The 18,458-nt window shown below is 70.6% G+C and carries 13 protein-coding genes; 7 read left to right on the forward strand and 6 right to left on the reverse strand.

All coding sequences use genetic code 11. The annotated features are described in order from the left end of the window. Positions 1–11 precede the first annotated feature (11 nt). The gene (locus ACWDUZ_RS06965; protein WP_451630755.1) at positions 12–968 is read right to left on the reverse strand and encodes a metal ABC transporter substrate-binding protein; all 957 of its coding nucleotides are present in this window, start codon (positions 966–968) and stop codon (positions 12–14) included. A 183-nt stretch (positions 969–1,151) separates the two neighbouring features. Here ACWDUZ_RS06965 and ACWDUZ_RS06970 point away from each other — a divergent pair, with 183 nt between their 5' ends. Next, entirely contained in the window at positions 1,152–2,534 is a 1,383-nt protein-coding gene (locus ACWDUZ_RS06970; protein ID WP_451630756.1) for a glycine--tRNA ligase, read from the forward strand. Positions 2,535–2,805: 271 nt separating this feature from the next. Then, entirely contained in the window at positions 2,806–3,417 is a 612-nt protein-coding gene (locus ACWDUZ_RS06975; protein ID WP_451630757.1) for a LysE family translocator, read from the forward strand. Between the two features lie 8 nt (positions 3,418–3,425). Here ACWDUZ_RS06975 and ACWDUZ_RS06980 read toward each other — a convergent pair whose 3' ends face one another. Then, on the reverse strand, positions 3,426–4,490 hold the full coding sequence (locus tag ACWDUZ_RS06980; RefSeq protein WP_451630758.1) for a chitinase: 1,065 nt from the start codon (positions 4,488–4,490) through the stop codon (positions 3,426–3,428). Between the two features lie 223 nt (positions 4,491–4,713). Between ACWDUZ_RS06980 and ACWDUZ_RS06985 the strand changes: the two genes are divergently transcribed. Both ACWDUZ_RS06985 and ACWDUZ_RS06990 read left to right on the forward strand, forming a co-directional pair. After that, positions 4,714–5,724 carry an aldo/keto reductase gene (locus ACWDUZ_RS06985; protein WP_451630759.1) on the forward strand — a complete coding sequence of 337 codons (1,011 nt, stop codon included), beginning with the start codon at positions 4,714–4,716 and terminating at the stop codon, positions 5,722–5,724. A 38-nt stretch (positions 5,725–5,762) separates the two neighbouring features. Next, on the forward strand, positions 5,763–6,353 hold the full coding sequence (locus ACWDUZ_RS06990; RefSeq protein WP_451630760.1) for a TetR family transcriptional regulator: 591 nt from the start codon (positions 5,763–5,765) through the stop codon (positions 6,351–6,353). A 22-nt stretch (positions 6,354–6,375) separates the two neighbouring features. Here ACWDUZ_RS06990 and ACWDUZ_RS06995 read toward each other — a convergent pair whose 3' ends face one another. Further along, positions 6,376–7,512, reverse strand: a complete 1,137-nt coding sequence (locus tag ACWDUZ_RS06995) for a serine hydrolase domain-containing protein (protein ID WP_451630761.1) — start codon at positions 7,510–7,512, stop codon at positions 6,376–6,378. Positions 7,513–7,648: 136 nt separating this feature from the next. Continuing rightward, entirely contained in the window at positions 7,649–9,082 is a 1,434-nt protein-coding gene (locus ACWDUZ_RS07000) for an MFS transporter (protein ID WP_451630762.1), read from the reverse strand. Positions 9,083–9,183: 101 nt separating this feature from the next. Here ACWDUZ_RS07000 and ACWDUZ_RS07005 point away from each other — a divergent pair, with 101 nt between their 5' ends. Next, the gene (locus ACWDUZ_RS07005) at positions 9,184–10,122 is read left to right on the forward strand and encodes a helix-turn-helix transcriptional regulator (RefSeq protein ID WP_451630763.1); all 939 of its coding nucleotides are present in this window, start codon (positions 9,184–9,186) and stop codon (positions 10,120–10,122) included. A 143-nt stretch (positions 10,123–10,265) separates the two neighbouring features. On the opposite strand, the gene ACWDUZ_RS07010 is transcribed toward ACWDUZ_RS07005, so the two are convergent. Further along, positions 10,266–11,711 (reverse strand): MFS transporter, encoded by a 1,446-nt coding sequence (locus tag ACWDUZ_RS07010; protein ID WP_451630764.1) that lies wholly within the window; start codon positions 11,709–11,711, stop codon positions 10,266–10,268. 81 nt (positions 11,712–11,792) lie between these two features. Here ACWDUZ_RS07010 and dusB point away from each other — a divergent pair, with 81 nt between their 5' ends. Continuing rightward, a complete protein-coding gene (dusB, locus tag ACWDUZ_RS07015) occupies positions 11,793–12,965 on the forward strand; it encodes a tRNA dihydrouridine synthase DusB (RefSeq protein ID WP_451630765.1) in 1,173 nt (390 codons plus the stop codon). A gap of 191 nt (positions 12,966–13,156) precedes the next feature. Here the strand turns inward: dusB and ACWDUZ_RS07020 are convergent, their stop codons facing one another. Next, positions 13,157–14,845: a CDP-alcohol phosphatidyltransferase gene (locus ACWDUZ_RS07020; RefSeq protein WP_451630947.1), complete on the reverse strand. Its 1,689-nt coding sequence runs from the start codon at positions 14,843–14,845 to the stop codon at positions 13,157–13,159. 832 nt (positions 14,846–15,677) lie between these two features. Between ACWDUZ_RS07020 and ppdK the strand changes: the two genes are divergently transcribed. Beyond that, complete coding sequence (gene ppdK / locus ACWDUZ_RS07025; protein WP_451630766.1) at positions 15,678–18,425, forward strand: pyruvate, phosphate dikinase; 2,748 nt, start codon at positions 15,678–15,680, stop codon at positions 18,423–18,425. Positions 18,426–18,458 lie beyond the last annotated feature (33 nt).

Below are 18,458 nucleotides of genomic sequence, written 5' to 3' on the forward strand. Positions count from 1 at the left end.
CTCCATGTCGGTCACCGGGCGCCCAGGGCCTGCTGGAGGGCCTTGAGGTTGGCCTCCTGGACCGAGAAGTAGTCGGTGCCCCGGGACTTCTTCGTGATGCCTTCGATCGGGTCGAGGACGTCCGTCCTCAGGCCCGCGTCCGCGGCGATGGTCTTCGCCGTGCTGCCGCTGACGAGCGTTTCGTAGAAGACGGTGGTGACGCCGTCGGCCTCGGCCATCGTCTCCAGGTCCTTGACCCGGGCGGCGCTGGGCTCGGACTCCGGGTCGAGGCCGTTGATGGCCTCCTCGGTCAGGCCGTAGCGCTCGGCGAGGTAGCCGAAGGCGGCGTGGGTGGTGATGAAGACCTTGGTCCTGGTGTGCGCGAGACCGTCCTTGAACCGGGTGTTCAGCTCGTTCAGCTGCTTGACCAGGGCGGCGGTGTTCTTCCGGTAGTCGGCCGCGTGGTCCGGGTCGCCCTTTTCGAACGCCTCGCCGACACCCTCGGCGATCTGGGCGTAGCGCACCGGGTCGAGCCAGACGTGCGGGTCCTTGCCGCCGGTCTCCTCGCCCTGGTGGGTGTCGTGCGCGGCGGCGTGCCCGCCGACCTCGTTGCCGTGCTCCTCCAGCGTGGTCAGGGAGGCGGCGTCGATCTTCGTCCTGATCTCCGACTGGGCGATGGCCTTGTCCACCGAGGGCTGCAGGCCCTTGAGGTAGAGCGCCGCGTCGGACTCCTGGAGGCGCGCGGTCTGCCGGGCGCTGATCTCCAGGTCGTGCGGCTCCTGGCCGGGCTGGGTGAGACTGGTGACGTGGACGTGGCTGCCGCCGATCCGCTCGGCGAGGAAGGCCATCGGATAGAACGACGCTACGACGTCGAACTTGTCCGTGCTGCCCGCCGCGGAGCCGGTGGAGCAGGCGGAGAGGGTTCCGAGAGCGAGGGTGGTGGAGGCCGCGAGCGCGGCCCCGGATATGAGGCGTCGTCGTACGTTCATGACAGTCATTTTCAACAAATATGGAAACCATTGTCAACAAGCACCCGTGGAGGGGCCCTGGAGACCCGAACAGGCTCCGCACCCGGCACCGATTTGATTGAGGGGGAGCCCCCGCCGGTACCCTGAAGCATTCGCTGTGAAGCGTCTCGCTTCGTCGCCCGTCGTCGTAATGAAGAGAGCACCGTGGCCGCCGACAAGATCGACACCATCGTCAGCCTGAGCAAGCGCCGTGGCTTCGTATTCCCCAGTAGTGAGATCTACGGTGGCCAGCGCGCCGCCTGGGACTACGGGCCGCTGGGTGTCGAGCTCAAGGAGAACCTCAAGCGCCAGTGGTGGCGCTACATGGTGACGTCGCGCGAGGACGTGGTCGGTATCGACTCGTCCGTGATCCTGGCCCCCGAGGTCTGGGTGGCCTCCGGTCACGTCGCCACCTTCACGGACCCGCTGACCGAGTGCACCGCCTGCCACAAGCGGTTCCGCGCGGACCACCTGGAGGAGGCGTACGAGGCCAAGCACGGCCGTGTGCCGGAGAACGGCCTCGCGGACGTCAACTGCCCCAACTGCGGCAACAAGGGCCAGTTCACCGAGCCCAAGCAGTTCTCGGGCCTGCTCTCCACCCACCTCGGCCCGACCCAGGACACCGGCTCCGTCGCCTACCTGCGCCCGGAGACCGCCCAGGGCATCTTCACCAACTTCGGCCAGGTGCAGACCACCTCGCGGCGCAAGCCGCCGTTCGGCATCGCCCAGATGGGCAAGTCGTTCCGCAACGAGATCACGCCCGGCAACTTCATCTTCCGCACCCGCGAGTTCGAGCAGATGGAGATGGAGTTCTTCGTCAAGCCGGGCGAGGACGAGAAGTGGCACGAGTACTGGATGGAGCAGCGCTGGAACTGGTACACCGGCCTGGGTCTCCGTGAGGAGAACATGCGCTGGTACGAGCACCCGAAGGAGAAGCTCTCCCACTACTCCAAGCGCACCGCCGACATCGAGTACCGCTTCAACTTCGGCGGCAACGAGTGGGGCGAGCTGGAGGGCGTCGCCAACCGCACCGACTACGACCTCTCCTCGCACGCCAAGGCCTCCGGCCAGGACCTGTCGTACTTCGACCAGGAGGCCGGCGAGCGCTGGACGCCGTACGTCATCGAGCCCGCGGCCGGTGTCGGCCGTGCGATGCTCGCCTTCCTCCTCGACGCCTACATCGAGGACGAGGCGCCCAACGCCAAGGGCAAGATGGAGAAGCGCACGGTGCTGCGCCTGGACCACCGCCTGGCCCCGGTGAAGGTCGCGGTGCTGCCGCTGTCCCGCAACCCGGAGCTGTCGCCCAAGGCCAAGGGCCTGGCCCAGGCCCTGCGCCAGAACTGGAACATCGAGTTCGACGACGCCGGCGCCATCGGCCGCCGCTACCGCCGCCAGGACGAGATCGGCACGCCGTACTGCGTGACGGTCGACTTCGACACCCTGGACGACAACGCGGTCACCGTGCGCGAGCGTGACTCGATGAAGCAGGAGCGCGTGTCGCTGGACCAGATCGAGGGGTACCTGGCCGGGCGGCTTCTGGGCTCCTAGTCCCTGGGGAGTCGCTGCGCAGGCTCGGCGGGTGGGTTCTTCGCCCACCCGCCCGCCCGTCTCGGTGACTCGAGAGCCGACCGCCCGGGGGCTCCGCCCCAGACCCCAGCGAGGGCTCCGCCCCCTGCACCCCCGGCTCGCCGCGGAGCGCGGCCACCGGGTGTGGGCGCGGCGATCAGCTCGCCCGGTGTTCGTCTGTCACTCATTGGTCCCCGATAGGCGCCCTGCTTTGGACCTGTGTGTCCGGCCACCGTGTCGACAGGGTGGTCCCATGAGTCTCGCCTTTCTCCTCACCACCCTGGTCGTCGTCGCCACGCCCGGTACCGGCGTCGTCTTCACCCTCGCCGCCGGGCTGTCCCGGGGGCGCCGCGCGAGTGTCGTCGCCGCCTTTGCCTGCACGCTGGGGATCGTGCCGCATGTCCTGGCCGGTGTGAGCGGGCTGGCCGCGTTGCTGAACGCCAGTGCGGCGGCCTTCCAGGTCCTCAAGTACGCCGGGGTCGCCTACCTCTTGTACATGGCGTGGGCGACGGCACGGTCCAAGGAGGCGATCGTCGTCGCGGAGGAGGACACTCCCGGTTCGGCGGGGCGCGTGATCGCGCGCGGGGTGCTCATCAACATCCTCAACCCGAAGCTGACGATCTTCTTCTTCGCCTTCCTGCCGCAGTTCGTGGACCCGGGCGAGCCGCACGCCCTGCCGCGAATGCTCGGGCTGAGCGCGGTGTTCATGCTGGCGACCTTCGTGGTGTTCGCCGCGTACGGCATCCTCGCCGCATCCGTGCGCAGCCACGTCGTCTCACGGCCGCGTGTGATGACGTGGCTGCGGCGGAGCTTCGCGGGGTCGTTCGTCGCGCTCGGCGCCAAACTCGCCCTCACCGCGCGGTGAGCGGAGTCTCAACGCGCCTGGAGCGCCTTCACGTTGTCGCCGAAGGTCCAGTTCTTCGCACCGTCCCAGTTGATCGACCAGGTCATCAGGCCCTTCAGCGCCGTGCCGTAGTGGCGCCAGGCCTGGGTGACCTGGGAGGGGGACAGGTAGCCGCCGCCCGCGCCCGGCTGCGCGGGCAGACCCGGGACCTGCTTGTCGTAGGGGACCCTGATCGTCGTTCCCTGGACCACCAGACCCCTGTTCAGGCAGTCGGTCTGCGCGGTGAAGCCTTCCACGGTGCCGGCCGAGTAGGAGTCGCCGGAGCAGCCGTACATGCTGCCGTTGTAGTACTGCATGTTGAGCCACCACAGCCGGCCGTTGTCCGCGTACTTCTTGATGATCGGCAGGTACGCTCCCCAGATCGAGCCGTAGACGATGCTGCCGCCGGTGACGTACGCGGTCTCCGGGGCCATCGTCAGGCCGAAGTTCGAGGGCATCCGGGCCAGGATGCCGTCGATGATCCGGATCAGGTTGGCCTGGGACGCGGAGAGTTGGGAGATGCTGCCGCTGCCCACCAGGCCGGTCTCGATGTCGATGTCGATGCCGTCGAAGTTGTACTTCTGCAGGATCGGCACGATCGTCGCCACGAACCGGTCCGCGACCGCCTGTGAGCTGAGGTCGATGCCGGCCGCCGCGCCGCCGATCGACAGCAGGATCGTCCGGCCGGAGGCCTTCGCCGCGCACATCTCCGCGGGCGTGGCCACCTTCACGCCCGAGTCCATGCCGTCCTCCCACAGGGCCGTTCCGTCCGAGCGGATGACGGGGAAGGCCGCGTTGATCACGTTGTAGCCGTGCGCGGGGATGCGGGAGTCGGTGATCGGGGTCCAGCCGAAGGGCGGGTGGACGCCGTTGGAGGAGCCGTCCCAGTTCTCCCAGTAGCCCTGGAGGACCTTGCCCGCGGGCCGCGACTTCACCGCGCAGGTGTCGGTAGCCGCGGTGGCGGCCGAGGCGGCGGGCGTGAGGGCGAGGGAGAGCGGGGCGAGACAGGCGGTGGCCAGAGCGGCGGCGAGCAGACGCAGTCTGCGGCGGATCATGCGGAGCCTCCCGGTGGGGGTGCGGTGAGGGTCATGAACGCGGAGTCGTGGGGGTTCAAGGCTTCGAGAATTCGCGGGGTGCGCGCTTATGTCGCAGACATGACAGTGCTCTGGTCCAGACCTTTCGTCAAGAGGTCTGGGCCGAGGGGGAGTGCTCCAAGTGGGTGACAAGTAGTGAATGACAGATATTGAAATCTGTTATTCGTCATGGCAGGGTGGAGCCATGACGATGAACAACCGATCCCTCGGCACCACCGGCCCCCAGGTCTCCGCCCTCGGCCTCGGCTGCATGGGCATGTCCGCGCTGTACGGCGAGGCGGACCGCACCGAGTCCGTCGCCACCGTCCATGCCGCCCTCGAAGCGGGCGTCACCCTGCTCGACACCGGCGACTTCTACGCCATGGGCCACAACGAGATGCTGATCGGCGAGGCCCTGCGCACCGCTCCCGCCGCGCGCCGGGAACAGGCCCTGATCAGCGTGAAGTTCGGCGCGCTGCGCGACCCCGACGGCAACTGGAGCGGCCACGACGGCCGTCCCGCCGCCGTCAAGAACTTCGCCGCCTACTCGCTCCAGCGCCTCGGCGTCGACCACATCGACGTGTACCGGATCACCCGGGTCGACCCCGACGTACCGATCGAGGAGACCGTCGGCGCGATCGCCGAGCTGGTCGAGAAGGGATACGTGCGGCACATCGGCCTCAGCGAGGCCGGCGCCGACACGATCCGCCGGGCGGCCGCCACCGCCCCGATCTCGGACCTCCAGATCGAGTACTCGCTGATCTCGCGCGGCATCGAGGACCGGATCCTGCCCACCACCCGCGAACTCGGCATCGGCGTCACCGCGTACGGCGTCCTCTCGCGCGGGCTGATCTCCGGGCACTTCAGCCGCGACCGGCAGCTCGCCGCGACCGACTTCCGGGCGCACTCGCCCCGCTTCCAGGGCGAGAACCTCCAGCACAATCTGAACCTCGTCGAGGCGCTGCGGAAGATCGCCGAGGGCAAGGGCGTCACCGTCGCGCAGACCGCGATCGCCTGGGTGCTCTCCCGCGGCGAGGACATCGTGCCGCTGATCGGCGCCCGCACCCGCGAGCGGCTGTCGGAGTCACTCGGCGCACTCGACGTCACCCTGGACGAGGCCGACCTGAGCGCCATCGAGGAGGCGGTGCCGGCGGACGCGGCGGCGGGCGAGCGCTACCCCGAGGCGCAGATGGCCCACCTGGACAGCGAACACTGACGACGGCGCCGGTCACGCGTCCGGGTACGGTCTAAGACATGTCACCCACCACCGAGACCCTGACCGCCGAGCGCATCCTCGAGGCGACCGAGGAGGTGCTGCGCCGCCACGGTCCGGCGAAGGCCACCGTGGTGGACGTGGCCCGCGCGCTCGGTGTCAGTCACGGCAGCGTCTACCGCCACTTCCGCACCAAGGCGGCGCTGCGCGAGGCGGTGACGAAACGGTGGCTCGACCGCACCTCCGAGGCCCTGTCGCGCATAGCCGCCGAGGAGGGGCGTGATCCCGAGACGCGGCTGCGGGACTGGTTCCAGGGGCTGTTCGACGCCAAGCGCCGCAAGGCGGGCCACGACCCCGAGCTGTTCGCCACGTACTCGGTCCTCACCGACGAGAACGGCACGGTGGTCGGCGAGCACATCGACGATCTCACGGCCCAGCTGACCCGGATCGTCGAGGCGGGTGTCGCCGTCGGCGCCTTCACCGCCGCCGACCCCGCCGCCGCGGCCCGCGCCCTCTTCCACGCCACCGGCCGCTTCCACGACCCGTGCCACGCGCGGGAGTGGGAGCAGCCCGGCGTCCAGGCCGAGTTCGACGCGGTCCTGGACCTGCTGCTGCGGGGACTGCGGCCGTAGGGGTGCCCTCCGGCCCGCCCCGTCAGACGGTCGCGTGCCAGAAGTCGCGCATCAGGCGGGTGGGCGTCGGATCGTTCATGCCCACCTGCGTGAGCAGGATCGTCACCTTGCCCGCCGGGGTGAGGTGGGCCGTGGTGCCGGTGCCGCCGACCCAGCCGTAACGGCCGGGGACGTTCCACGGATCGGCCGGCGTCACGTCGACCTGGCCCCCGTAGCCCCAGCCCTGGCCCTCCATGAAGAGGGCGCCGATCCTCCGCTGGGCGGCGGTGAGGTGGTCGGTCGTCATACGGCTCACCGAGGCATCCCCGAGCAGGCGGTGGCCGCCCGCCCTGCCGCCGCCCAGGAGCATGCGGGCGAAGGCCAGCCAGTCGTCGGCCGTGGAGACAAGGCCCCCGCCGCCTGACGGGAAGGGCGGGATGCTGCTCCAGTCGCCGTCCGGGCGGTCGGCGAGTTCCGGGGCGCCGGACTCGGCGACCCGGTAGTAGCTGGTGAAGCGGTCGCGCTTGGCCGCCGGGACCTCGAAGGCCGTGTCCCGCATGCCGAGCGGCTCGAAGACCCGCTCGGCCAGGAACTCCGGAAGCGTACGGCCCGACGCCCGTGCCACCAGCACGCCCTGCAGGTCGGAGGACGTGCCGTACAGCCAGGCCTCGCCCGGCTGATACAGCAGCGGTACGGCGGCCAGTTCCGTCAGCCAGGTGTCGGGCTCCGGCCACTGCTGCAGGGCCCGGCCGTCCTTCTGCACCCCGAACAGTGCCTGGACCGCCGGGAGGGAGAAGTCCGAGGGGAAGCCCCACCCGGTGCGTGAGCTCAGCAGGTCCTCGACGGTGATCGGCCGGGCCGCCGGGACCACGTCGTCCACGGGGCTCGACGGGGTGCGGACGGCGACCGGCCCGGACAGCTCCGGCAGCCAGTCGGCCACCGGATCGTCCAGGCCGATCCGCCCGTCCTCCACCAGCATCAGCACGGCCGCCGCGGTGATCGGCTTCGTGATCGAGGCGATCCGGAAGATCGACTCACGGGTCATCGGGGCGCTACGGGCGGTGTCCACGGACCCCACGGCCACCACCTCCACCTCGTCACCACGGGCGACCAGGCCCACCGCGCCCGGCACCCTGCCGTCGTCCACGTGCCGTCGCAGGGTGTCGTGCAGTTCGCTCATCGTCCGGCCTCCCGGTCGTCACGGTCGTCACAGCGTTCCCCGTCGCGGATGACGACTCGCGCCGCCGTGGAAAGTCATCGCACCGGCCGCTCCTCGGTGGCGGGCCGTCGGCGTCATCGGTGCCGGCCCTTCGGCCTCAGCCGATCGTGCGGGGCAGCCGCAGGCTGAGCAGGCCCGTCAGCGCCACGCCCGCCACCTGGGCGAGCAGCGTGACGACCAGGGCGTCCCGCATGCCGGAGCCGGGGACCAGAGACAGGAACAGCGTGCCGAGCGTGGCCACGCCCAGCGCCAGCGACGACTGCTGGGCGGTGATCATGACCCCGCTGCCCACCCCGGCCCGGGCGGCCGGCACCTCGGAGAGGACGATCCGGAAGACGACGGGCAGCTGGAGCGCCTGTCCGGCGCCGGCCAGGGCCGCACCGGGCAGCAGTTCCAGGACGCCGAGGTGCGGCCAGGAGTGCCGGACGGCCAGCGCCATCAGGCCCACGCCCGCCAGCTGCACCACCGCGCCCGCCGTCACCACGCGCGTGCCGTGGCGGGCGACCAGCCGGGGCCCGGCCAGCGAGACGAAGAAGAAGACGACGGCCATCGGGGCGAGGGCCAGCCCCGCGGGGACCGGGCCGAGACCCGCGCCGCGCTGCAGAGCCACCGCGATGACGAACATGAAGCCGCTGAAGCCGACCGAGAACGGCACGATCAGCGCCAGGCCGCGGCGCAGCGACACCAGCCGGAACAGGCTCGGCGGCACCAGTGGCGTACGGCCCTGCCGGTCGGCCCGCCGCTCCACGGCGTAGAACGCCGCCGTCAACGGCGGGAACGCGGCCAGCGACAGCCACGTCCACAGCGGCCAGCCCGCCGCACGCCCCTCGGTGAGGGGCGCGAGCAGCGCCACCAGGGAGACCGCCAGCAGGACCGTGCCGGGGCCGTCGACCGGCTCCGGGCGCTGCGAGCGGGTCTCGGGGACGGCCCGGACGGCCAGCACCAGGCCGGCGATCACGACGGGCACGTTCACCAGGAACACCGAGCGCCAGCCGGTGCCCCACACGTCCGCGGCGACCAGGACGCCACCGAGAATCTGTCCGGCCACCATCGACAGGCCGGCCGTCGCCCCGTACAGGCCCATGGCCCTGGCCCGGCGCGGGCCGGAGGTGGTCGCCTGGATGGTGGCGAGCACCTGCGGCAGCATCGCGGCGGCCGAGGCGCCCTGGGCGACCCGCGCCGCCACCAGCGACCAGGCTCCGGGCGCGAGCCCGCAGGCCAGCGAGGTCAGGCCGAAGGCCGCCATGCCGCCGAGGAAGAGACGGCGCCGGCCGAACAGGTCGCCCAGCCGGCCGCCGAGGACCAGCAGGACGGCGTACGCCACCCCGTACCCGGCGACGACGAGTTCCAGGACGGCCTCGCTCGCGTGCAGGTCTCCGCCGATGGTGGGCAGGGCGACGTTGACGATGAAGAAGTCGACGAGGGGAAGTGCCGCGGCCAGCAGCACCGTGAAGAGCCCGAGCGCGCCCAGCGCGGGTGGTGTCGCCGCGACGGGACGGGCAGTGCGCGAAGTGAAGGTTCGGGTGGTCACGGATCCGAGCGTGCGCCCCGGCTCAGACGGGTACCAGTGTGTTCTTATCCTGGTAGGAGCACTACCTGGCAACCGGCTTCGCGCGCGGGCAGGCTGGAGGCATGACCACCATGGCGCACGAGACGCGGATCCGGGAAGCGGCGGGCGGAGCGGGGGACGAGCCCGCAGCCGCGCGATCCCGGGGGGCCGCCGCGTCGGCGGTCCGGCGGCATGAACTGGCCGCCTTTCTGCGCCACCGGCGCGAGCACATCGCCCCCGAGCGGGTCGGTCTGCCGCGCGGCCGCCGGCGTCGTACGCCGGGCCTGCGCCGCGAGGAGGTCGCGCACCTCTCCGCGGTCGGCGTCACCTGGTACACCTGGCTCGAACAGGCCCGCGACATCCAGGTCTCCGTGCAGGTCCTGGACGCCCTGGCCCGCACCCTGCTGCTCGATCCGGGCGAGCGGGCCCACCTGTTCCAGCTGGCCGGGGCCACGGACCCGGCCCCGCCGGCCGCCTGCCCGTCGGTCACTCCCGCCCTGCGGGCCCTGCTGGAGCAGATCGAGCCCTTCCCGGCCTGCCTCCAGAACAGCCGGTACGACATCCTCGCCTACAACCGCAGCTACGGCATGCTCTTCTGCGACCTGGACGCGGTGGCGCCCGAGGACCGCAACTGTCTGGTTCTGTCGTACACCCACGAGGAGTGGCGCTCCTCGATCGTGCACCTGGAGGACGCCACCCGGCACATGACGGCCCGGTTCCGCGCCGCGATGGCCGGGCATCTGGCCGACCCGACCTGGAAGACGCTGCTGAAGCGGCTGCGCGACCAGTCGCCCGACTTCCGCCGGGTCTGGGACCGGCACGAGGTGGTGGCCCCGGCGGGCAAGCGCAAGGAGTTCCGCAACGCCCACGTCGGCCGCGTCACCGTCGACCACACCGACCTGTGGGTCAGCCCCGAGGTGGGGCCTCGCCTGGTGACGTACGTACCGGGGGACGAGGAGTCGCGCGAGCGGCTGGAGAAGCTGCACGTGATCGCGCTGGAGCGGAACGCGCGGGGCTCCTGAGAGCGGGCTGCCGAAAGCGCGGGGCCCGCTCGTCCGGGTTTCTCGATGGGCCGGTCAGGCCGGCGCCGGGTATGGCTCAGGCCGGCCCGGCGAAGTGGCTCACGTCCGCCCCCGGAGTGGGTCAGGTCGGCCTCGAAAGCGGCTCAGGCGCCGACGCCCGCCGCCTGGCGGACCTCGTGCTCCTGGAGCCGGTCGGCCGTGTGCTGGGCGGTGCGTCGGGCCCAGCGGCCGGAGGTGATCGCGCCCAGCAGCAGCACCGCGAGCCCGCAGATCACCAGCACCCACCACCCGGGCCGGGCGGCCGACACGAACGCCTCCTTGTACGAGGACGAGCCGACCCCGGAGGCCAGCAGCGCACCGACCACGGCGACGCCGAGGGTCTGCCCGAGCTGCCGGCTGGTGGAGGCGACCGCCGCGGCGACGCCGGCCTGGGCGCGCGGCATGCCGGAGACCGCCGTGTTGGTGATGGGGGCGTTGACGAAGCCGAAGCCGATGCCGAACAGCAGGTAGCCGATCAGAAGGGTGAGGTCGGACGTCTCGGCCTCGAAGGCCGCGAACAGCACCGCGCTCGCCGTCATGGCGGTCCCGGCGATCAGCAGGGGCAGACGCGGACCCCGGTTGCCGACCAGCCGTCCGGACAGCGGGGCGAACAGGAAGGTGGGTCCCGCCATCGGCAGCATCCACAGGCCCGCGTGCAGGGCGTCCAGGCCGCGCACGTTCTGCAGGTACAGCGTGGACAGGAAGAGGAAGCCGCCCAGGGCCGCGAAGCCGCTGACCGCGATCACCGTGGCCCCGCTGAACGGGGCGGAGCGGAAGAACCGCAGATCGATGAGGGGTTCGGTGCGGCGCGGCTCGTACCACAGCAGGCCGATCAGAGCGGCGAGCGCCACGGCGGCGAAGGGCAGCACGAGGGCCGCGCTCGCGTGCGGTGCCTCGATGATCGCGTACGTCAGCGCGCCGAACAGGGCGATGACCAGCACCTGGCCGACCGGGTCGGGGCGGCGGGCCTTCGGGGCGCGGGACTCGGGGACGAAGCGCAGGGTGAGCAGGATCGCGGCGAGGGCGACGGGCAGGTTGACCCAGAAGATCGAACGCCAGCCGACCGACTCCACCAGCAGGCCGCCGACCAGCGGTCCGGCCGCCATCGATATGCCGACCACGGCGCCCCACGCACCGATCGCACGGGCGCGCTCGCGCGGGTCGGTGAAGGTGTTGGTGATGATCGACATGGCGACCGGGTTGAGCATCGAGCCGCCGACGGCCTGCACCATGCGGAAGACGATCAGCAGTTCCAGGTCGGGCGCGAGCGAGCACAGCAGCGAGCCGATGCCGAAGACGACCAGGCCCGTCATGAACACGCGTCTGCGGCCGATCCGGTCGGCCGTGGAACCGGCGAGCATCAGCAGCGACGCCAGGACCAGGGTGTAGGCGTCGATGGTCCACTGGAGGCCGGACGTGGTGGCGTGAAAGTCGCGTTGCAGGGAGGGGAGGGCGACGTTCAGAACGGTGTTGTCCAGGCTCACGATCAACAGGCTCATGCAGCAGATCGCGAGCACCAGCAGACGCCGGCGGTGGCTGAGCTCGGGCATGCCTTCCATCGTAGTCGATTTCGATAGTGCGGTTAACTAATGACCGATACATGATCTCCGTCGATACGCGACAATGGGGGAATGCCCACGCCCGAGTCCCCCTTGCAGATCGGTCCGCACCCCGTCCGGCCGCCGGTGGTCCTGGCCCCCATGGCCGGCATCACCAACGCACCCTTCCGCACCCTGTGCAGGGAGTTCTCCGGCGGCAAGGGCCTGTTCGTGAGCGAGATGATCACGACCCGGGCCCTGGTCGAGCGCAACGAGAAGACCATGCAGCTCATCCGGTTCGACGCGAGCGAGACGCCCCGCTCCATCCAGCTGTACGGCGTCGACCCGGCGACCGTCGGCAAGGCCGTCCGCATGATCGTGGAGGAGGACCTCGCCGACCACATCGACCTGAACTTCGGCTGTCCGGTGCCGAAGGTGACTCGCAAGGGCGGCGGCTCGGCCCTGCCCTACAAGCGCAACCTGCTCCGGGCGATCCTGCGCGAGGCGGTGAGCGGCGTCGGCGACCTGCCGGTCACCATGAAGATGCGCAAGGGCATCGACGACGACCACCTCACCTACCTCGACGCCGGCCGGATCGCCGTGGAGGAGGGCGTGACCGCCATCGCCCTGCACGGCCGCACCACCGCCCAGCACTACGGCGGCACCGCCGACTGGGACGCGATCGCCCGGCTGAAGGAGCACGTGCCCGAGATCCCGGTGCTCGGCAACGGCGACATCTGGTCGGCTCAGGACGCGCTGCGCATGGTGCGCGAGACCGGGTGCGACGGCGTCGTGGTCGGGCGCGGGTGTCTGGGCCGGCCGTGGCTGTTCGCGGACCTGGTGACGGCGTTCGAGGGCGGTACGGACGCGGATGTTCGCGCCGGAGGCGGCGAGGGACACGGCGTACGGCCCACCCTGCGCGAGGTCGCGGACGTCATGGTCCGCCACGCCACCCTGCTCGGGGAGTGGATCGGCGACGAGTCGCGGGGCGTCATCGACTTCCGCAAGCACGTCGCCTGGTATCTGAAGGGCTTCGCTGTCGGCTCCGAGATGCGCAAACGGCTCGCGATCACCTCGTCTCTGGAGGAACTGCGCGCCGGCCTGGACGAGCTGGACCTGGACCAGCCGTGGCCGGTCGGCGCGGACGGGCCCCGCGGCCGTACGTCCGGCAACAACCGGGTGGTGCTGCCGGACGGCTGGCTGAGGGATCCGTACGACTGCGCGGGCGTGAGTGCGGACGCGGAGGTGGACACCTCCGGTGGGTGAGCGGGGCCTTCTCCGCCCGCCCGCACACCCGTCTCGGTCACAGCACTAGAGAGGTGACCGTCCCAGGGGCTGCGCCCCTGAGCCCGGCCGGGGCTCTGCCCCTGGCCCACCAGGGCTGTCGCCCCCATGTCAGGTGCCCGCGCCGTTCGGCGCGGGTGGCGCGGTGGCGACGCGTGCGGGACGTCGAGCGGTCAGTTCTTCCTGGGATGCGGAGTCGAGCCGTAGGCCGTCAGGAAGCGGTCGCGGAAGGCGCTCATCTTCCAGACGGGGGCGTCGTGGGCGGGGCGCAGGCCGTCGGTCCAGCCCCAGTCGGCGATCCTGTCGAGAACCTTGGGGTCCTTGGCGACGATGGAGACCGGAACGTCCCGGCTGGCGTGGTCGCCGCTGACCCGGGCGATGGGCTGGTGGTCGCCGAGGAAGACCAGCACGGTGTCGTCGTCGCCGTAGCGCTGGAGCCACTGGGTCAGGGCCGTCACCGAGTACTGGACCGCCTTGCCGTACTCCTCCCGGGACCGGGTGGGGTCGGTGATGATGTCCTGCGGCCTGGTGCCCGCCGCCTCGATGCCCTTGTAGACCGAGCCGTCACCGATCCGGTCCCAGGGAACCATCTTCGGGATCGGCGCCCAGGGCTGATGGCTGGAGGTCAGGATGACGAACGACGTCAGCGGCTTGTCGTGCTTCCTGCCGTGCGCCAGGCGCTGGAAGGCCTCCAGCGCGTACTGGTCGGGCATGGTCGACCAGCTGAACTTCGGTCCCTGGTAGCCGAGTTGAAAGGCGTTGTAGACCTTGTCCAGGCCGTACCAGTGCGCCTCCGGCCACCCCTTCTGCACGCCCGGCATGATGCCGACCGTGTCCCAGGCGCCCGTCTTCTTGAACGCCTCGGTGAGGGTCAGGTGATCGCCGGAGGTCACCGTGCGGTAGCGGTTCTGGTTGTCGACCCAGAGTCCCGACATGAACGTGGAGTGGCCGAGCCAGCTGCCGCCGCCGTACGTGGCCGACGTCAGCCAGCCGCTCTTCGCGTGGAAGCCCGCCTCGGCCAGGGCCTGGGTGGAGGCGTCCAGGGTCCTGTCCACACCGGGCGCCATGATCGGGTCCTCGATCGCACTGCGGCCGTAGCTCTCGATGAACGTGAAGATCATGTCCTTGCCCCGCAGGTCGGGCACGAGCTGACGGCCCGGTGTGTTCCCGAACGCGTCGGCCTTCGCCGTCCTCGCGAACGCGCGCTCGTCCCGGATCGTCGAACGCAGCGCCTGCTCGTGGTACTTGAGCATGGTCACCGTGTGCTCGGAGGCCACCGGGATGCCGGAGATCTGGAGGTTCAGGGTCGAGCACGTCATCCACACCACGCTGACCAGCAGCAGCCCACGGGTCGTACGTGACTTGTCCCGGCCGAGGAAGGTCCCGACCCTGACCACCGCCAGCGCCATCACCGCGAGCACCGCCACGACCAGGAGCACCACGGCGACGGCGGCCAGCAGCGCGACCGTGCCGCCCAGGGTGTCCGCCAGGTACGACTGCGCGTCGTCGAGCAGTTGCCAGTCCAGGATCACGTCGAAGCTGCGGCCGAGGTACTGGTTGAACTCGATGTCCGTCAGATTCAGCACGGTCAGCACGCCGAGCGCCACCCCGCCGAGCGCCGCCGCCACCACCCGTGGCCTGCGCGGCAACGCGACCAGCACCGCCGCCCCGAGCAACGCCTCCACCGGAATCCGCGTGAACGACGCGGGATGCAACTGCTGCTGCTTGTTCGGCAGCAGCAGTGCGAAAAGGACGAGGACCAGGGCCACCCCGGTCACGGCCGTGGACACGCCCCGCGCGGCCACCGGATGCCCCACCTGCCAGCGCCGCCATGCCCGTCGCGCGGTACGGGGACGGAACACACGGAGGAGCCGTAGAGGGGAGCGCGGGGAACGGGAGGGGTCGGGGGCGGTGAGGGAGCCGGACCCGTGGGGGGAGGACTCGGGCGTGCTCGCATCCGGCTCGTCCGTCTTCGGTTCGGGCAGGTCCGGCTCATCCGGGCCGGGAGCCGTGGCCTCCTGTCCGTCCGCCTCCGACTGGTCCGTCTTCGGTTCGGCGACGGTCGTGCTCAGTGCCGTCGCCTCCGGTGCCGGCGGGGGTGGGGCCGTGGTCCCGGTGTCGACCTCCGCCTCGGTCGTTGCCGATGGCCGGTCTGTACTCGTGTGCTGAGGCACCCCGGAGGTCCTTCCCGTACGCGGCGTCGCTGAACGGCGGGTCCCGCAGGGGAGTGAGGACCCGCCGCAGTCCCGTACGGCCTGCCCACGCCACCTGTTCACGGCGCTCGGCAAACACCCGGCAAACGACGTCGGCACGCGTCCGCATGGTGAAATCCGGGCGTCTGTGGCAGCGTGATTCTCGCCACCCTTGATAAGGCTTACGCTCAGATGAGCGGATCGTGGGCGGCTGCACCTCATCAAGAGATGGCACTGAGTGCCACACCTTGATCGTTCATCGATCGAAATCACACGTGCCGCGACCTGCTCATATGAGCGACAGGAGCGCTCTATCGGCGTTGATTCGTTCAAGAAGTGAAAACATCGGCCCTTGACCGCTTGCCAAGCCTTGACTTTCGATCCGCTGGCGGACGAGTGGTTACGGGCGCATGACGCGCAAGTGGACGTACCAAGGCCCCTTCGATCTGGGTATGTTCCTCGCCGTCAGGGCAGCCACCGCGTCCTCGAGGAGTCGAGACCCGTGTCGGAAAACAAAGATCCCCAGGTAGCCGAGCGCGGCGACAGTGTTGAGGGGGTGAAGTTCGTCTACGACTTCACCGAGGGCAACAAGGACCTCAAGGACCTCCTCGGCGGCAAGGGTGCCAACCTCGCCGAGATGACCAACCTGGGCCTCCCCGTCCCTCCGGGCTTCACCATCACCACCGAGGCCTGCAAGGTCTACCTTGACAGCGGCGAGGAGCCGGCCGCCCTGCGCGACGAGGTGAGTGCGCACCTCGACGCCCTCGAGGAGCGGATGGGCAAGAAGCTCGGTCAGGCCGACGACCCCCTCCTCGTGTCGGTCCGCTCCGGGGCGAAGTTCTCCATGCCCGGCATGATGGACACCGTCCTGAACATCGGCCTGTCCGACAAGTCCGTGCAGGGACTGGCCAAGCAGGCCGGCGACGAGCGCTTCGCCTGGGACTCCTACCGGCGGCTCATCCAGATGTTCGGCAAGACCGTGCTCGGCGTCGACGGCGACCTCTTCGAGGAGGCCCTCGAGGCGGCCAAGGCGGCCAAGAAGGTCGCCGTCGACACGGAACTGGACGCGGCGGACCTGAAGAAGCTGGTCACCAAGTTCAAGAAGATCGTCAAGACCGAGGCCGGCCGGGACTTCCCGCAGGACCCGCGCGAGCAGATGGACCTCGCCATCAAGGCGGTCTTCGACTCCTGGAACGGCGACCGCGCCAAGCTCTACCGCCGCCAGGAGCGCATCCCGCACGACCTGGGCACCGCCGTCAACGTCTGCTCCATGGTCTTCGGCAACCTCGGCCCCGACTCCGGCACCGGCGTCGCCTTCACCCGCGACCCCGCCTCCGGCCACCAGGGCGTCTACGGCGACTACCTGCAGAACGCGCAGGGCGAGGACGTCGTCGCGGGCATTCGCAACACCGTGCCGCTCGCCGAGCTGGAGAACATCGACAAGAAGTCGTACGACCAGCTCATGCAGATCATGGAGACCCTGGAGAACCACTACAAGGATCTCTGCGACATCGAGTTCACCATCGAGCGCGGCCAGTTGTGGATGCTCCAGACCCGGGTCGGCAAGCGCACCGCGGGCGCCGCGTTCCGGATCGCCACGCAGCTGGTGGACCAGGGCCTGATCGACGAGGCCGAGGCGCTCCAGCGCGTCACCGGCGCCCAGCTCGCGCAGCTGATGTTCCCGCGCTTCGACGACGGCGCGAAGGTCGAGCAGATCGGCCGGGGCATCGCCGCCTCCCCGGGCGCGGCCGTCGGCAAGGCGGTCTTCGACTCCTACACCGCCGTCAAGTGGTCCCGCTCGGGCGAGAAGGTCATCCTGGTCCGCCGGGAGACCAACCCCGACGACCTCGACGGCATGATCGCGGCCGAGGGCATCCTGACCTCCCGCGGCGGCAAGACGTCCCACGCGGCCGTCGTGGCCCGCGGTATGGGCAAGACGTGTGTCTGCGGCGCGGAGGAGCTGGAGGTCGACACCAAGCGTCGCCGGATGACGGTCCCCGGCGGCCACGTCGTCGAGGAGGGCGACGTCATCTCCATCGACGGCTCCACCGGCAAGGTCTACCTGGGCGAGGTCCCGGTGGTCCCCTCCCCGGTCGTGGAGTACTTCGAGGGCCGGATGCACGCCGGCGCCGACGACGCCGACGAGCTGGTCGAGGCCGTGCACCGGATCATGGCCTTCGCCGACCGCAAGCGTCGCCTGCGGGTGCGCGCCAACGCCGACAACGCCGAGGACGCGCTGCGCGCCCGCCGCTTCGGCGCCCAGGGCATCGGCCTGTGCCGCACCGAGCACATGTTCCTCGGCGACCGCCGCGAGCTGGTCGAGCGGCTGATCCTGGCCGACACCGAGGACGAGCGGCAGGAGTCCCTCAAGCAGCTCCTGCCGCTGCAGAAGAAGGACTTCGTGGAGCTGTTCGAGGCGATGGACGGACTGCCCGTCACCATCCGCCTGCTCGACCCGCCGCTGCACGAGTTCCTGCCCGACATCACCGAGCTGTCGGTGCGCGTGGCCCTCGCCGAGTCCCGCCAGGAGCCGCACGAGAACGAGCTGCGCCTGCTCCAGGCCGTGCACCGGCTGCACGAGCAGAACCCGATGCTGGGCCTGCGCGGCGTACGCCTCGGTCTGGTGATCCCCGGCCTGTTCACCATGCAGGTCCGCGCCATCGCCGAGGCGGCGGCCGAGCGCAAGGCGGCCAAGGGCGACCCGCGCGCCGAGATCATGATCCCGCTGGTGGGCACCGTCCAGGAGCTGGAGATCGTCCGCGAGGAGGCCGACCGGGTCATCGCCGAGGTCCAGGAGGCCACCGGCGCCCGTCTGAAGCTGGCGATCGGCACGATGATCGAGCTGCCGCGCGCCGCGCTCACCGCCGGCCAGATCGCCGAGGCCGCGGAGTTCTTCTCCTTCGGCACCAACGACCTGACGCAGACGGTGTGGGGCTTCAGCCGCGACGACGTGGAGGCGAGCTTCTTCACGGCGTACCTGGAGAAGGGCATCTTCGGCGTCAGCCCGTTCGAGACGATCGACAAGGACGGCGTGGGCTCCCTGGTGAGGGCCGCCGCCCAGGCCGGCCGCGCCACCCGCCCCGACCTCAAGCTCGGCGTGTGCGGCGAGCACGGCGGCGACCCGGAGTCCGTCCACTTCTTCCACGAGGTGGGCCTGGACTACGTCTCCTGCTCCCCGTTCCGCATCCCGGTCGCCCGCCTGGAGGCCGGCCGCGCGGCCTCCCAGTCGCAGGGCAGCGACCACCGGTAGGCCGGACCGCCGGCGGCGACCGGCAGAGACCCC

Source organism: Streptomyces sp. NPDC003393, assembly GCF_053589015.1.

What these genes read in the sequence shown, in the direction of transcription:
- dusB (WP_451630765.1), top strand. Translation starts at nt 11,793, where the DNA reads ATGCCCACGCCCGAGTCCCCCTTGCAGATCGGTCCGCACCCCGTCCGG.
- ACWDUZ_RS06965 (WP_451630755.1), bottom strand. Translation starts at nt 968, where the DNA reads ATGAACGTACGACGACGCCTCATATCCGGGGCCGCGCTCGCGGCCTCC.
- ACWDUZ_RS06975 (WP_451630757.1), top strand. Translation starts at nt 2,806, where the DNA reads ATGAGTCTCGCCTTTCTCCTCACCACCCTGGTCGTCGTCGCCACGCCC.
- ACWDUZ_RS06990 (WP_451630760.1), top strand. Translation starts at nt 5,763, where the DNA reads ATGTCACCCACCACCGAGACCCTGACCGCCGAGCGCATCCTCGAGGCG.
- ACWDUZ_RS07010 (WP_451630764.1), bottom strand. Translation starts at nt 11,711, where the DNA reads ATGCCCGAGCTCAGCCACCGCCGGCGTCTGCTGGTGCTCGCGATCTGC.
- ACWDUZ_RS07005 (WP_451630763.1), top strand. Translation starts at nt 9,184, where the DNA reads ATGACCACCATGGCGCACGAGACGCGGATCCGGGAAGCGGCGGGCGGA.
- ACWDUZ_RS06985 (WP_451630759.1), top strand. Translation starts at nt 4,714, where the DNA reads ATGACGATGAACAACCGATCCCTCGGCACCACCGGCCCCCAGGTCTCC.
- ACWDUZ_RS06995 (WP_451630761.1), bottom strand. Translation starts at nt 7,512, where the DNA reads ATGAGCGAACTGCACGACACCCTGCGACGGCACGTGGACGACGGCAGG.
- ACWDUZ_RS06980 (WP_451630758.1), bottom strand. Translation starts at nt 4,490, where the DNA reads ATGATCCGCCGCAGACTGCGTCTGCTCGCCGCCGCTCTGGCCACCGCC.